Source organism: Nocardia sp. NPDC059228 (assembly GCF_042754245.1).
Lineage (GTDB): Bacteria > Actinomycetota > Actinomycetes > Mycobacteriales > Mycobacteriaceae > Nocardia.
On sequence record NZ_JBHZAL010000001.1, the window covers coordinates 59,265 to 73,094 of the forward strand.

At 68.4% G+C, this 13,830-nt stretch carries 16 protein-coding genes; 14 read left to right on the plus strand and 2 right to left on the minus strand.

Annotation, left to right across the window (positions count from 1 at the left end; translation table 11 throughout):
• Positions 1-4 precede the first annotated feature (4 nt).
• Complete coding sequence (locus ACFXKA_RS00280; RefSeq protein ID WP_356998658.1) at positions 5-274, minus strand: DUF2277 family protein; 270 nt, start codon at positions 272-274, stop codon at positions 5-7.
• A gap of 216 nt (positions 275-490) precedes the next feature.
• On the opposite strand from ACFXKA_RS00280, the gene ACFXKA_RS00285 reads away from it, so the two are divergent.
• Positions 491-1,315 carry a DUF1266 domain-containing protein gene (locus ACFXKA_RS00285; protein ID WP_354831449.1) on the plus strand — a complete coding sequence of 275 codons (825 nt, stop codon included), beginning with the start codon at positions 491-493 and terminating at the stop codon, positions 1,313-1,315.
• A gap of 57 nt (positions 1,316-1,372) precedes the next feature.
• Here ACFXKA_RS00285 and ACFXKA_RS00290 read toward each other — a convergent pair whose 3' ends face one another.
• Positions 1,373-2,239 carry a hypothetical protein gene (locus ACFXKA_RS00290; RefSeq protein ID WP_379425120.1) on the minus strand — a complete coding sequence of 289 codons (867 nt, stop codon included), beginning with the start codon at positions 2,237-2,239 and terminating at the stop codon, positions 1,373-1,375.
• Between the two features lie 368 nt (positions 2,240-2,607).
• Here ACFXKA_RS00290 and ftsH point away from each other — a divergent pair, with 368 nt between their 5' ends.
• The 13 genes from ftsH to ACFXKA_RS00355 all read left to right on the plus strand — a co-directional run bounded on the left by ftsH (position 2,608) and on the right by ACFXKA_RS00355 (position 13,773).
• Positions 2,608-4,971 (plus strand): ATP-dependent zinc metalloprotease FtsH, encoded by a 2,364-nt coding sequence (gene ftsH / locus ACFXKA_RS00295; protein WP_379425122.1) that lies wholly within the window; start codon positions 2,608-2,610, stop codon positions 4,969-4,971.
• 177 nt (positions 4,972-5,148) lie between these two features.
• Positions 5,149-5,748 (plus strand): GTP cyclohydrolase I FolE, encoded by a 600-nt coding sequence (gene folE / locus ACFXKA_RS00300; protein ID WP_379425124.1) that lies wholly within the window; start codon positions 5,149-5,151, stop codon positions 5,746-5,748.
• An 11-nt stretch (positions 5,749-5,759) separates the two neighbouring features.
• Positions 5,760-6,683 (plus strand): dihydropteroate synthase, encoded by a 924-nt coding sequence (folP, locus tag ACFXKA_RS00305; RefSeq protein WP_379425854.1) that lies wholly within the window; start codon positions 5,760-5,762, stop codon positions 6,681-6,683.
• Positions 6,680-7,096, plus strand: a complete 417-nt coding sequence (folB, locus tag ACFXKA_RS00310; RefSeq protein WP_354831439.1) for a dihydroneopterin aldolase — start codon at positions 6,680-6,682, stop codon at positions 7,094-7,096. The genes folP and folB overlap by 4 nt, the downstream gene beginning before the upstream one ends.
• 4 nt (positions 7,097-7,100) lie before the next feature.
• Entirely contained in the window at positions 7,101-7,634 is a 534-nt protein-coding gene (gene folK, locus ACFXKA_RS00315; protein WP_379425126.1) for a 2-amino-4-hydroxy-6-hydroxymethyldihydropteridine diphosphokinase, read from the plus strand.
• 16 nt (positions 7,635-7,650) lie between these two features.
• A complete protein-coding gene (locus tag ACFXKA_RS00320) occupies positions 7,651-8,121 on the plus strand; it encodes a DUF3180 domain-containing protein (protein ID WP_354831436.1) in 471 nt (156 codons plus the stop codon).
• A gap of 69 nt (positions 8,122-8,190) precedes the next feature.
• On the plus strand, positions 8,191-9,261 hold the full coding sequence (locus tag ACFXKA_RS00325) for a DUF6779 domain-containing protein (RefSeq protein ID WP_379425128.1): 1,071 nt from the start codon (positions 8,191-8,193) through the stop codon (positions 9,259-9,261).
• 156 nt (positions 9,262-9,417) lie between these two features.
• Complete coding sequence (locus ACFXKA_RS00330) at positions 9,418-10,350, plus strand: DUF2520 domain-containing protein (RefSeq protein ID WP_354831433.1); 933 nt, start codon at positions 9,418-9,420, stop codon at positions 10,348-10,350.
• A 5-nt stretch (positions 10,351-10,355) separates the two neighbouring features.
• On the plus strand, positions 10,356-11,282 hold the full coding sequence (gene panC, locus ACFXKA_RS00335; RefSeq protein ID WP_379425130.1) for a pantoate--beta-alanine ligase: 927 nt from the start codon (positions 10,356-10,358) through the stop codon (positions 11,280-11,282).
• A gap of 13 nt (positions 11,283-11,295) precedes the next feature.
• Positions 11,296-11,715 (plus strand): aspartate 1-decarboxylase, encoded by a 420-nt coding sequence (gene panD / locus ACFXKA_RS00340; RefSeq protein ID WP_354831429.1) that lies wholly within the window; start codon positions 11,296-11,298, stop codon positions 11,713-11,715.
• Positions 11,716-11,725: 10 nt separating this feature from the next.
• On the plus strand, positions 11,726-12,541 hold the full coding sequence (locus tag ACFXKA_RS00345) for a type III pantothenate kinase (protein ID WP_354831427.1): 816 nt from the start codon (positions 11,726-11,728) through the stop codon (positions 12,539-12,541).
• Between the two features lie 192 nt (positions 12,542-12,733).
• Positions 12,734-13,345 carry a cysteine dioxygenase family protein gene (locus tag ACFXKA_RS00350; RefSeq protein ID WP_354831425.1) on the plus strand — a complete coding sequence of 204 codons (612 nt, stop codon included), beginning with the start codon at positions 12,734-12,736 and terminating at the stop codon, positions 13,343-13,345.
• A gap of 5 nt (positions 13,346-13,350) precedes the next feature.
• Complete coding sequence (locus ACFXKA_RS00355; protein WP_354831679.1) at positions 13,351-13,773, plus strand: rhodanese-like domain-containing protein; 423 nt, start codon at positions 13,351-13,353, stop codon at positions 13,771-13,773.
• Positions 13,774-13,830: the final 57 nt, after the last annotated feature.

Sequence of the window (13,830 nt, forward strand, 5' to 3'; positions counted from 1 at the left end):
AGTGTCAGCTCGCTTCCTCCGCGACGGTGTCCCGGGCGGCGCGTCGCCGGGTGGGCGGCTCGCCTTCGGAGGCCCGGCGCTCCGGTAATTCCGCCAGTAATTGCGTGGTGGCCGCGGCAATGGCGGCCACCGCCTTGTCCACTGCGGCCTTGGTGGCCGTCGTCAATCCCGACACCCCGCCGACTTTGCGCACGTATTCCTGCGCCGCGGCGTAGATTTCCTGCTCCGTGGCGGCCGGACTCAGCCCGCGGAGGAGGGTGATGTTCCCACTCATGCCCCCAGAGGTTAGCGCCCGATTACCCGCTGTGACAGGGCAAGATTCAGACAATTGCGTGAGTGTGTCGCGCCGCGCCCGTGAGAATGTCGCACAGTGGCCGCCGGAATTCCGAACCGAATGGTTTGCCGATTATTCGCACCCGACGCGGCCGGTGTGGCACACGCGATCGGCGAATAGCGGGCCACTCCAAGATCGATGGGGAACAATCGGGGTATGGCTGCCCGCGACGTGCCCACGCTGACGACTTTTCCGTACCCGGAGCTGGACCAGCGCGAGGACGATCACTGGTCCGGTGCGCAGGTCTCCGACGACGAACTGCGCGCCCTCTCGCTCGGCGGCTTCTACTCCTCCCGCTGGGACGCCTTCCACGACGCCCTGCTGCTCGGCCCCGAACGCGACCATCCCCTCGGTGATCGCCGCGAACTTGCCATCGACACCCTCACCGGCGCCTGGGGCATCACCGACGGCACCGAGGCCATGGCCTCGATGGAACAGCTGCTGGACGGTATGCACGGTCCGCTCTACGCGCTCGTGCATCCACTCGTCATGGCGGCCATCAACTCCCCTGAACGGGATCGCTTCGGCGAGCGCGCCGATCGGCACCGCGCGTTCCTGCGGCAGGTCGGCTCGTTCCGGGGCATGGAGAATCCGGAAGCGCTGGTCCGCGATTACGACATCTGGTCGCAGGCCATCAAACTCGGCCTCACCGACCATCTGGTGCGCCCGCTGCCCACCGATATCCAGGCCTGGGATCTGGCCCGCGTGGTCGCCGTCGCCCGCATGGCCTATACAGCGGGCTACCTCGACGCCGATGTCGCCTGGGATTACCTCATGCGCGCACTGCCCCCGGCCCAGCGGAAATACCGGAACTGGCGGCAATTCGGCGATGCCTATCTCGCCGGGTGGACCTACTGGCAGGCGTGCGAGGACCTCGCGGAACTGAAATCCGGTGGCGTGGACCGGCGGATGGAATTGCTGCGCCTGTGGATGCGCCCCACCAGTCCGTGGCGGCGTATCGCTCTGCAACCGGACGAATGAGCCGGTCGGGTTCGGGGGGCTTGACCCCCAACCCTTTTCACTCGATCCGCTCGGTGCTCAATCGGGCAGGGACCGGAGAATTCCGCGTCCGTACCGCTGGAACTGCGCGTCGTCGACCATCCCGAGCGAATGCCGCTCGACCAGCAATTCCCATTCGGAGTACAGCTTCGCCACGCCCGGATCCGCCGGCCCGGCGGCGCCGTCGGCCACCTCGCGCTGGATGGCGAAATTCAAAGCGCCCGTTACCCGATCGGTGTCGGCCCGGTCGGTGCCGGTGAAATGCCAGGTCAGATTGCCGTCGCTGACCTCGACGCCGTATTCGGCGAGCACAGCGCCCGGCGCCTCGGCGTCGTCGGTGGTGCGTGCCCACAGCAGGGTCGCCACCGGTAGCTCATGGGCGAAACGCTTGCCCGAGCTCAGCGAGACGAAGATCATCCGGGTGGTGGTGATCGCGAGCAGTCCGGTGGCCCGGGGAGCGGGCGCCTGCGCGGTGACGAGGGCGGTCTCCAGCACGTATTCGCCGGGGGTGACATAGCGCTGCAGCGCGGCGACGGCCGCCTTGGCGTCCCGCTTGGGCGTCATCCGGCGTACCGCGCGATCCACGTCCGCGCGGGCGGGTCCGCTGCGTCCCCAGGAGGGCGCGGGCGGGGTGAGGTCGGGGGCGGCCACGTCCAGTCGCTGGGTGGCCAGGATCTGATTGTTGATGCGCTCGACGATGACGGTGGCGGCGGGCACATCGTGCTCGGCGATGAGCACCGGCAGCGGGGTCCGGTCGGCGGGGACGCCGGTCAGGACGGGGGTCGGGTAGCGCAAATATATTTCGATGACGACGGCGTCATCGGCGCGCCGGTTCAAACGCACCTTGAGCAGGTCGCTTACCGGCACGTCGAGCACGCGCTCGCCGTCGGTTCCAGGCCGCAGCACCGTCAAACGCCCGTTGCCATGACGCACAATCGCTGTGGGTGTCCGTAGCTCGACTATGTCCATACCCCCTGCGCTCTGTTGTGTCGTCACTCACGATGAGACGACCATGCCATGATTGTGACCACTCGGTCCGACACCAGGGGGTGATCGACCCAGTGTGTTGCCGCAGATGGTCGGGGAACCACCCGCGTTCTCCAGCCGTTTACCTGTTGAACTGCACTAGCTGCCGAACTGCGCGATGTAACGACTAGACCGTACGCGGTAACGTGGCATGTCCGCATCCGTTCGCCGGAACGGGCGTGCCACGCAAGCATCGCAGGCAAACCGGATACACCCCCCGGAAAGGACTGGCCGCCGGCCGACGCTCTATGAACCGCAAGACTGTGTTCCGCAACCTGGCCATAGTCGCGGGCTTCCTGCTCGTGATCTGGTTGGTCAGCTATTTCAGCAACGACACGCGCGGCTGGCATAGCGTCGATACCTCGGTGGCGCTTTCCCAGCTCCAGGACAAGTCGAATGTCGATTCGGTCCAGATCGACGACAAAGAACAGCAACTGCGCATCACGCTGAAGAACGGCAATGATGCCACCAAGGGCGAGACCAAGCTCATCGCCAAGTATCCGGGCGGCGGCGAGGTGTCCGCGCAGGTCTTCAAGGCCGCGCAGGATTCCGGCGCCAAGGTCAACACCACTGTCAAGCAGGATTCCTGGCTGAGCCAGATTCTGCTGTTCATGCTGCCCATGGTGATTCTGCTGGGCCTGTTCATCTTCGTGATGGCGCGCATGCAGGGCGGCGGCCGTGGCGGCATGATGGGCTTCGGCAAGTCGAAGGCCAAACTGCTGTCGAAGGACATGCCCAAGACCACCTTCCAGGATGTGGCGGGCGCCGACGAGGCCATCGAAGAGCTCTACGAGATCAAGGACTTCCTGCAGAACCCGGCCCGGTATCAGGCGCTGGGCGCGAAGATCCCCAAGGGCGTGCTGCTCTACGGTCCGCCCGGTACCGGTAAGACGTTGCTGGCCAAGGCCGTTGCCGGTGAGGCCGGGGTGCCGTTCTTCACCATCTCGGGTTCGGACTTCGTCGAGATGTTCGTCGGTGTCGGCGCCTCCCGCGTGCGCGATCTGTTCGATCAGGCCAAGCAGAACAGCCCCTGCATCATCTTCGTGGACGAGATCGACGCGGTCGGCCGCCAGCGTGGCGCCGGTCTGGGCGGCGGTCACGACGAGCGCGAGCAGACCCTGAACCAGCTGCTGGTGGAGATGGACGGCTTCGGTGAGCGCACCGGCGTCATCATCATGGCGGCCACCAACCGGCCCGACATCCTGGACCCGGCGCTGCTGCGCCCGGGCCGTTTCGACCGGCAGATCCCGGTCGGCAACCCGGACCTGAACGGCCGCCGCGCGATTCTGCAGGTGCACTCCAAGGGCAAGCCGATCGCGACCGACGCCGACCTGGAGGGTCTGGCCAAGCGCACCGTCGGCATGTCGGGTGCGGACCTGGCCAATGTGATCAACGAGGCCGCGCTGCTCACCGCGCGTGAACACGGCAATGTGATCACCGGTGCGGCCCTGGAGGAGTCGGTCGACCGTGTCATCGGCGGCCCTCGCCGCAAGTCGCGGGTGATCAGCGAGCACGAGAAGAAGATCACCGCCTACCACGAGGCCGGTCACACCCTGGCCGCCTGGGCGATGCCCGATATCGAGCCCGTCTACAAGGTCACCATCCTGGCTCGCGGCCGCACCGGCGGTCACGCCATGACGGTGCCCGAGGACGACAAGGGCCTGATGACCCGTTCGGAGATGATCGCCCGCCTGGTCATGGCCATGGGTGGTCGCGCGGCCGAGGAGCTGGTGTTCCACGAGCCGACCACGGGCGCCTCGTCCGATATCGACCAGGCCACCAAGATCGCGCGTGCCATGGTCACCGAGTACGGCATGAGCGCCCGCCTGGGCGCGGTCCGCTACGGCGAGGAGCAGGGCGACCCGTTCCTGGGCCGGTCCATGGGCATGGCCTCGAGCTACTCGCACGAGGTGGCCCGCGAGATCGACGAGGAGGTGCGCAACCTCATCGAGGCCGCGCACACCGAGGCGTGGGCGGTGCTCAACGAGTACCGCGACGAGCTGGACTCCCTGGCCACCGCGCTGCTGGAACGCGAGACCCTGCACCGCAAGGATCTCGAGGAAGTGCTGACGACGGTCGAAAAGCGGCCGCGCATCACGGCTTTCAACGATTTCGGTGACCGCACCCCGTCCGACCGCCCGCCGGTGAAGACCCCGCGCGAGCTGGCCGCCGAGCGCGGTGAGCCGTGGCCGGAGGACAATTCGCGGCCGTCGCATCCGGTGGTGCAGCCCACCAACGGCTATCCGGAACCGGTCTACGGCTCCGCGCAGCCGCAGTACGGCGGCTATCCGGCGCCCGCGCCGCAGGGCTATCCGCTGCCGCAGGCTCCGGCCTATCCGCGGCACGGTGCGCCGACGCACGGTTCGCGTCCGGACTACGGCGCCCCGGCCGGTTGGTCGGCGCCGGGCTGGCCGCCGCAGGAGGACGAGGCCCAGGCCCCGCAGCCGCGCGGCGCGTACGGCGGCTGGGCGCCCGCGGGCAACCAGCGCTATCAGCCGGGCGCCCAGTATCAGCCGGGCTACTCGCAGCCCGAGCACCCGGCCGCGCAGCCGGCGTCCGGGAATGACGAGGACGAGAAGAACGGTTGGGACGGACCGAACGGTCGTCGCTGACCGCGGTCCCGATAGGCTCAATGGGTTCGCGGCCCGCCTCGGGCGGGGTTCGGACGCTGGGTGAACGCCCCCCGTCCGGATCCGCCCGAGTGGTTCGGCGACCGCGTCCACGCCGCGTGTGCATGTGCGGCAAGTCAACACAGGAGGTGTCGATTGTCGGCCACCAACAATCGTGTCGTGTCCGGCCTGATCGCGCTCGACACCGGTCGACCGTTCGATCAGGACCGTGCGGAGGCTGCCGTGCGGGAGCTGCTGATCGCGGTCGGCGAGAATCCGGATCGTCCCGGGCTCGCCGACACCCCGTCCCGGGTGGCTCGGGCCTACCGGGAGATGTTCGCCGGACTGTTCACCGATCCGTCCGAGGTGCTCAACACCACCTTCGAGGAGGGGCACCAGGAGCTGGTGCTGGTTCGCGACATTCCCATGTACTCGACCTGTGAGCACCACCTGGTGGCGTTCCACGGTGTCGCCCACGTCGGCTACATTCCGGGCCCGCACGGCCGGGTGACCGGACTGTCCAAGCTGGCCCGCCTGGTCGATCTGTACGCCAAGCGGCCGCAGGTGCAGGAGAGGCTGACCAGCCAGATCGCCGATGCCGTGATGGAGAAGCTGGATCCGCGCGGCGCCATCGTGGTGATCGAGGCCGAGCATCTGTGCATGGCGATGCGCGGTATCCGCAAGCCGGGCGCCTCCACCACCACCTCGGCGGTGCGCGGCTTGCTGCAGACCAACGCCTCTTCGCGCGCGGAGGCCCTGGATCTCATTCTGCGAAAGTGAGCGCACCGACCATGGCCGAGAGCGGTACACGGGGGGCCAACCTGGTTGTTCCTCGTGGGGGCCGCTCGTGCGTGGTGATGGGCGTCGTGAACGTCACCAGCGACTCGTTCTCCGACGGTGGCCGGTACCTGGATCCGGGTCTGGCGGTGGCGCACGGTCTCGAGCTGTACGAGATGGGCGCGGACATCATCGATGTGGGCGGCGAGTCCACCCGGCCCGGTGCGATTCGCATCGACCCGGAAACCGAAGCGGCGCGGGTGGTTCCGGTGATCCGGCAGCTGGCCGCGGCCGGGGTCCCGACCAGCGTGGACACCATGCGGGCGAGCGTGGCCGAGGCCGCCATCGCGGCGGGCGTGTCCATGGTCAATGACGTGTCGGGCGGCCGTGCCGACCCGAACATGGTGAAAGTCGTTGCGGCGACCAGGATCCCATGGATCCTCATGCACTGGCGGGCCGAGGCGGACTACCGTCACGCCGGTCCCGCCGAGCAGTACGACGATGTGGTGTCCAAGGTCTGGGAGGAGCTGAACGCGCAGGTCGAGTTCGCCCTCGCGGGCGGTGTCGATTTCGGGCAGCTGGTGCTGGACCCGGGTCTGGGTTTCGCCAAGAACGCCGACCACAACTGGGAGTTGCTGGGCGGCCTGTTCTATCGCATGACCGAGATGATGGACGCGGGCCTGCCGATCCTGATCGGCGCCTCCCGCAAGCGATTTCTCGGCGGCCTGCTGGCCGATGCCGAGGGCCCGCGCCCGCCGGACGGCCGCGAGGTCGCCACGGCCACGATTTCCGCCCTGGCCGCCGAGCACGGCGCCTGGGGTGTGCGGGTGCACGATGTCCGATCGTCGCTGGACGCCATCGCGGTGGTCGACGCGACCACCAATGCGGCCCGGCGCCTGCGGGAGCGGTATGTCCGGGAGACGGGGGAGCGCCCGTGAGCATCCATCGCGCCGGATCACCGGGTGACCGCATCGAATTGCCGGGTGACCGTATCGAATTGCGCGGGCTGCGCGTCTTCGGCCATCACGGTGTCTTCGACTTCGAGAAGCGCGACGGTCAGGAGTTCGTCGTGGATCTGACGCTGTGGACGGATTTCACGGCTGCCGCGAAGTCGGACGACATCGCCGACACCGTCCACTACGGCGAGCTGGCCGAGCAGGTGGTGCGGATCGTGGCCGGGGAGCCGAAGGATCTGATCGAGACGGTGGTCTCGGCCATCGCCGACGAGGTGATGGCCGATCCGCGCATCCAGGCCGTGGAAGTGGTGCTGCACAAGCCTTTCGCGCCGATTCCCCATACCTTCGAAGACGTCCGTGTAGTCACGTCCCGTCGTCGCGAACCGGAGGAGTAGAGCGGTGACCCGCGTTGTCCTGTCGATCGGATCCAATCTCGGTGACCGGCTGGCGCATCTGCGCAGTGTCGTGGAGGCGCTGGGCCCGCGCGTGGTGGCGGTCTCGTCGGTGTACTCGACCCCGCCGTGGGGCGGGGTGCCGCAGCAGGACTACCTGAATGCGGTGCTGGTGGCCGAGGATCCGGCCATGGAGCCCTCGGACTGGCTACGCCTGGGGCAGGAGCTGGAGCAGGCCGCGGGCCGGATCCGCGAAGTCCGCTGGGGCGCACGCACTCTCGATGTGGACGTGGTGCAGGCCGAGTCGCGCCGACGCGACGGCCGGGTGGTGGTGCGCAGCCTGGATCCGGTGCTGACGCTGCCGCATCCGCAGGCCCACCATCGCGCGTTCGTGCTGGTGCCGTGGCTGGAGATCGATCCCGAGGCGGAGCTGGAGGCGACCGGCGCACTGCGCACGCTGCGCGAGTGGCTGTCCGCCTTGGATTCCGCCGAGGTGAGCGGGGTGCGCCGCACCGAGCTGACGCTGGGCTGGACGCCGTGACGCCGGAGCTGCTGCGGTGAAGCCGACCCGCATTCTCGATCTGTGTGCGAATGTGCTGCTGGCGGCGATCGTGGCCTGGGTCGCCACCAATATGGCGTATTCGAGTTTCCCGCCGATCTCGGTGTTCTCGGGCGCCTCGCTGTTGCCGGTGGCGCTGCTCGAGGCGGTGCTGGCCTTCGTGATTCGGCAGCGTAAGGAGAATCACGGGATCGGTCCCGGTTCGGGGCAACTGCATGCGATCACGGCGGCCCGGGCGGTGGCGCTGGCGAAGGCGTCGGCGCAGGTGGGGTCGCTGGTGGGCGGGATCTGGCTGGGTTTCCTGGTGTGGCTGCTCATGCAGCGCTCGGATCTGCGCGCGGCGGCTTCGGATACGCCGGGCGCGGTGGTGGGTCTGCTGGGCGGGGTGGCCCTGGTGGCAGCGGCCCTGTGGCTGGAGTATTGCTGCCGCGCTCCCATCGAGCCGCCCGATGAGGCAGCTACTTCATAGCTAACGGATTGGCGCTGATCATCGCCAAGGTGGGGACCGCACTCCCGAGATCAAGCTACGCTGGCGGACATGGTTTCACCCTCCCGTAGCAGTGCTTCCCGTCGCCGCCGGGAGGATGCGGGAAAGTTCTTCACCGGCTTTCTGCTTCTCCTCGGACTGGTTGCCAGCGTTTTCCTGGTCTTCAGTGACAACCTCCACCTGATCCGGGTGGGCCTGGTCGCGGCCCTCTGGGCGGCCGCCATCGGCGCGCTCGCGGCCACCCGTTATCGCAGGGAGGCGGCCGTCGACAAGGCGAAAGTGGGTGACCTCCAGAAGGTCTACCAACTCCAGCTGGAGCGCGAGGTTGCTGCCCGCCGCGAATACGAGCTCGGCGTGGAGACCCGGGTCCGCCACGAGGTCGGCGCCGACGCCGCGGAGATGGCCGCGCTGCGCGCCGAACTCACGGTCCTGCGCGAGAGCCTGCAGCGACTGTTCGACGGCGATCTGCCCTCCGAGCGTCCGGCCCTGCGTGCGGATGCCGTTCGGGTCCAAGAACTTCCGAGCAGCGAGGCCGGTTCGGCCCCCGAGGCGGCGAACGATAACTGGCCGGACGCGGATCCCTGGGACCCGTGGTCGTCCCCCGACCAGGCCGAGGACGACGACGACCCGCGCGCCCGCATGGCCCCGAAGTTCGATCCCGCGCACCCCGAACCGCCGGCCTTCGCCACCCCCTTCGACGACCCGGTCACCGCCGAGACGTCGATCATCACCGACGCCATGCGCCAGGACTACGAGGCCGAACGCGCAGCCGCCGAACCGGATTCGTCCACCCCGCCCCCGAACCCGGAGGCCGCCAACGAATCCGCCGCCGCCCCCGCGGCCAATGGCCATGCCGGCACCAACGCCGGTGCCGGCGCCGGCGCCAACGGCGGTACGCCCGCCACTGGCGGTACCGCCACCAATGGCAGCGCCACTGCCAATGGCACCGCCACCAACGGCCCCGTCCCGCGCCTGACCCCCGACCCCACCCCCTCGGCCCCGGTGGGCCGCGCCACCACCCGCCGTCGTCGCCGCTCCGAGGACGACGCCGGCGCCGAAGGCACCCACCGCCTCTCGGTCGCCGAGATCATGGCCAATCTCAAGTCCGAGAACAGCAACTGACCGGAAGTCCACCGGGGGTCGGGGGCAGCGCCCCCGAGAGTCGCGAGAGTTGCCTATCCCACAGTGGGTAGCTCTGGCGAATCGGCGGCGATATCCTCGCTCGAGTAACGTCCGGTACCCGCAAGGCGGGACTGGAACGACTTTCGAGAGGACAAAGTGACCTCGGACAAGGATGTCTGCGGGACCGATCCTGCGCCTGCACGCTTGACGGTGGGAATCGTCTCGGCGGGACGCGTTGGATCCGCGCTGGGTGTGGCACTCGAGCGTGCCGGTCATGTCGTGTTCGGGGTTTCCGCGATTTCGGATGCCTCGGTGCGTCGTGCCACCACACGCCTGCCGGATTCCCGCATCCTGCCCGCCGAGGAGGTGGCCGCCCGCAGTGAGCTGCTGATTCTCGCGGTGCCGGACAGTGAACTGCCGGGTCTGGTCGCGGGTTTGGCGGCCGCGACCGCGGTGCGCGCGGGCACCATCGTGGTGCACACGTCCGGTGCGAACGGGGTCGGCGTGCTGGCGCCGCTGACCGCGCTGGGCACGCTCCCGCTGGCGATTCATCCGGCCATGACGTTCACGGGACACGACGAGGATGTGGCGCGCCTGGCCAATGCCTGCTTCGGTGTGACCGCCGCCGACGACATCGGCTATGCCATCGGGCAGTCGCTGGTGATCGAGATGGGCGGCGAGCCGGTGCGGGTCGCGGAGGAGAACCGCACCCTCTATCACGCGGCTCTCGCGCACGGCAGCAACCATCTGGTGACCTTGATCGTGGATGCGGTCGAGGCGTTGCGCGCGGCGCTGTCGGGTCCGGGTCTGCTGGGTCAGCAGACGGTCGACGATCAGCCGAACGGCCTGGCCGAGCGCATGCTCGCGCCGCTGGCCTCGGCCGCCCTCGACAATGCCCTGCGCCGCGGCCCGGCCGCGTTGACGGGTCCGGTGGCGCGCGGCGATGTGGCCGCGGTGGCCGCGCATCTGGACGCTCTCGAAGCCTTGAATCCCCGGCTGGCCGCGGGCTATCGCGCCCTGTCGCTGCGTTCGGCCGAGCGCGCCAAGACCAATCCCGCCCTGATCGATCTGCTGGAGAAAGGACACTGACGCCCATGGACCCCAAGCTGATTGGCACGTACAAGCGCGGCGAGCTGACCGTGCTGCACGATCCGGCCGTCATGACCAAGGTCGTGAAGGCGCTGCGGTCGGTGGGCCGCCGGGTCGCGCTGGTGCCGACCATGGGCGCGCTGCACGAGGGCCATCTGGAGCTGGTGCGGCTGGCGAAGCTGACCAACACCACGGTCATCGTGTCGATCTTCGTGAACCCGCTGCAGTTCGGCGCGAACGAGGATCTCGACAAGTACCCGCGCACCCTGGATGCGGACGTGGAGCTGCTGCGCGGCGAGGGCGTGGAGTTGGTGTTCGCGCCGAGCGCGAAGGACATGCACCCGTTCGGCACCCGCACCACGGTGCAGGCCGGTCCCTACGGCGACATCCTCGAGGGCGCGACCCGCCCGGGCCACTTCTCCGGTGTGCTGACCGTCGTGTCGAAGCTCTTCAATATCTGCATGCCGCACGAGGCGTTCTTCGGCGAGAAGGACTACCAGCAGCTGGCGCTGATCCGGCAGATGGTCGTCGACCTGAACATGGACGTGAAGATCGTGCCGGCGGCGACCGTCCGCGAGGCGGACGGGCTGGCCAAGTCCTCCCGCAACCGCTACCTGAGCGCGGCGGAGCGCGACCTGGCCACCACCCTGTCGGCGGCGCTGCTGGCCGGCCGGCACGCGGCGGGCCGGGGTCCGGAGGCCGTGCTGGAGACCGCGCAGTCGGTGCTGGATCTCGCGCCGGACATCCAGGTCGACTATCTGGCCCTGCGGGGTGCGGACTTCTCCGAGCAGTGGCCGACCGGTAATGCCCGGCTGCTGGTCGCGGCCCGGGTCGGCACCACCCGCCTGATCGACAACATGCCCGTCTCCATCGGCAAGCCGCTCGATGGCCACCCCACTGCCCCCGATCAGCCTGCCCAGGCAGCTCTCTAGGAAGGCGACGACGATGTTGCGCACCATGATGACGTCGAAGATCCACCGCGCCACGGTGACTCACGCCGATCTGCACTACGTGGGTTCGGTGACCGTGGACCAGGACCTGCTCGATGCCGCCGACCTGCTCGAGGGCGAGAAGGTCAGCATTGTCGACATCACCAACGGGGCCCGCCTCGAGACCTATGTGATCGCCGGCGAGCGCGGGTCCGGCGTGATCGGAATCAATGGTGCCGCAGCGCATCTCGTGCATCCCGGCGACCTGGTCATCCTGATCGCCTACGGCATGATGGACGAGGCCGAGCTGAAGAACTACGCCCCGCACGTGGTCTTCGTCGACGAGCGCAATCGCCCGGTCGAGCTGGGCACCGATCCAGCGCACGCCCCGGAGGGGTCCGACCTGATCTCGCCGCGTTCGCTCTCGCTGGCCTGAGCGGCGGGCCATGCTGCTGACCATCGATGTCCGCAACACCAGCATCGAGCTGGGCCTGTTCTCCGGCAGCGGAGACCACGCGAAGCTGGTGCGGCACTGGCGGATGCACACCAATCCGCTGCTGACCGCGGACGAGTTCGCGCTGCAGGTGCGCGGCCTGATCGGCGCGGACGCCGAACAGGTGGTGGGCGTCGCGGCGCTGTCCACGGTGCCGCCGGTGCTGCGCGAGCTGCGTGAAATGCTGTCCCGCTATTGGGCTCATGTCCCGCACGTGCTGGTGGAACCCGGTGTGCGCACGGGTATTCCGCTGCTGGTGGACAATCCCAAGGAGGTCGGTGCGGACCGCATCGTGAATTGTCTCGCGGCATATCACCGTTTCCACTCGCCGGCCATCGTGGTGGATTTCGGGACGGCCATCTGTGTAGATCTGGTGTCGGCCAAGGGGGAATTCCTCGGCGGCAGTATCGCGCCCGGGGTTGAGATTTCCACCGAGGCGCTGATCGCCCGCAGTGCGCTGCGCCGCGCGGAGCTGACCCGCCCGCGGTCGGTGGTGGGCAAGAACAGCATGGAGTGCCTGCAGTCGGGCGCCATTTTCGGTTTCGCGGGCCTGGTGGACGGCCTGATCGATCGCATTCGCGATATCGACGCCTTCTCCGGCGACGATGTGGCGGTGGTGGCGACGGGCGCGACCGCGCCGCTGATCGTGCCGGAGTCGGAGACCATCGAGCATCACGAGCCGCATCTGACACTGGACGGCCTGCGCTTGGTCTACGAGCGCAATCAGCAGCGCCGGTCCCGGTCCGAGCCGGGCGCCGCCCGGCCCTGAACAGACCGGCTGGAATAAAAGTGACGCAGTCGTCGCCGGGAGCCCTGGTGATTCCCGGCGGACCGCTGTTAGACTCGCCGACGTGTATTTCCGCATGAGCACCCAGGAGTGTTGTCGAGGCTGATTCGCCTCGACGGTCGTCGAGGCTTCGTATAGCCCCCGACCACAAACACACTTCTTGGAGTTTCGCTCATGCGTTCCTCTGTTTTTTCCCTCCCTGTCGATATCCGCGCCGCCGCCTCGCCGCTCCTGCCCGAGGTCACCGAGCGGGCCACCGCCTCCGCCCTGCCGACCCGGCTGCGTCCGGCCGACCTGCTGCGCCTGACCGACGAGGGCGCCCAGGACGTGCTGGAGGGCCGCTACGACCACCTGCTGCCCGACGGCGGCCTGTGGCCCACCGAAAACCGCTGGGCCACAAGGCTTGTCGCCGATGACGAGGTGGACATCTGGCTGATCAGCTGGGTCGAGGGCAAATACACCGAACTGCACGACCACGCCGGCTCGCTGGGAGCGCTGACCGTGCTCTCCGGCGCGCTGTCGGAATACCGCTGGAACGGCCGGGACCTGCGCCGCCGCACCCTCACCGCGGGTGATCAGGCCTCTTTCCCGCTCGGCTGGGTGCACGACGTGGTGCGTGCCCCCGAGGCGGAGGCCGGCATCACCGGCCCGCTGAATCCGACTCTGAGCGTGCACGCCTATTCCCCGCCGCTGACGGCCATGTCCTATTACGAGGTCACCGGCCACGGCACCCTGCGGCGCACCCGTTCCGTCCTCACCGACCAGCCCGAAGGCGAACTCGAATGACCCACATGACGATCGACGGCATGCTCGCCCAGGCCCGCGGGCAGCTGCGTCGGCTGCTTCCGATCGAAATCCCGCAGGCCATCGCCCGCGGCGCGATTCTGGTGGATATTCGCCCGCAGGCGCAGCGGATGCGCGAGGGCACCCTGCCGGGCGCCCTGGTGATCGAGCGAAATGTCCTGGAATGGCGTTTGGATCCGTCGAGTTCCGCGCGTCTGGCCATGGCCGAGCACCACGACATGGAATGGATCATCGTCTGCTCGGAGGGATACACCTCGAGCCTGGCCGCCGCCTCCCTGCAACAGCTGGGCCTGCGCCGCGCCACCGATCTCGAGGGCGGATATCAGGCCTTGAAAGCGGCGGGGCTGCTGACCGCCGCGGTCACCGCCCCGCACTTCGAACGCGAGGTCGCGACCCTCGCCTGGCTGTAGCCGAAGCGGCGGGGAGGCGGCGGAAAAAAGAAATTCCGCCGCAGGATAGTCTTGAGA

Excerpts from the sequence above, each read along its gene's own strand:
- ACFXKA_RS00280 (WP_356998658.1), bottom strand. The coding sequence starts at position 274 with ATGAGTGGGAACATCACCCTCCTCCGCGGGCTGAGTCCGGCCGCCACG.
- ACFXKA_RS00285 (WP_354831449.1), top strand. The coding sequence starts at position 491 with ATGGCTGCCCGCGACGTGCCCACGCTGACGACTTTTCCGTACCCGGAG.
- ftsH (WP_379425122.1), top strand. The coding sequence starts at position 2,608 with ATGAACCGCAAGACTGTGTTCCGCAACCTGGCCATAGTCGCGGGCTTC.
- folP (WP_379425854.1), top strand. The coding sequence starts at position 5,760 with ATGGCCGAGAGCGGTACACGGGGGGCCAACCTGGTTGTTCCTCGTGGG.
- ACFXKA_RS00325 (WP_379425128.1), top strand. The coding sequence starts at position 8,191 with ATGGTTTCACCCTCCCGTAGCAGTGCTTCCCGTCGCCGCCGGGAGGAT.
- panC (WP_379425130.1), top strand. The coding sequence starts at position 10,356 with ATGGACCCCAAGCTGATTGGCACGTACAAGCGCGGCGAGCTGACCGTG.
- panD (WP_354831429.1), top strand. The coding sequence starts at position 11,296 with ATGTTGCGCACCATGATGACGTCGAAGATCCACCGCGCCACGGTGACT.
- ACFXKA_RS00345 (WP_354831427.1), top strand. The coding sequence starts at position 11,726 with ATGCTGCTGACCATCGATGTCCGCAACACCAGCATCGAGCTGGGCCTG.
- ACFXKA_RS00350 (WP_354831425.1), top strand. The coding sequence starts at position 12,734 with ATGCGTTCCTCTGTTTTTTCCCTCCCTGTCGATATCCGCGCCGCCGCC.
- ACFXKA_RS00355 (WP_354831679.1), top strand. The coding sequence starts at position 13,351 with ATGACGATCGACGGCATGCTCGCCCAGGCCCGCGGGCAGCTGCGTCGG.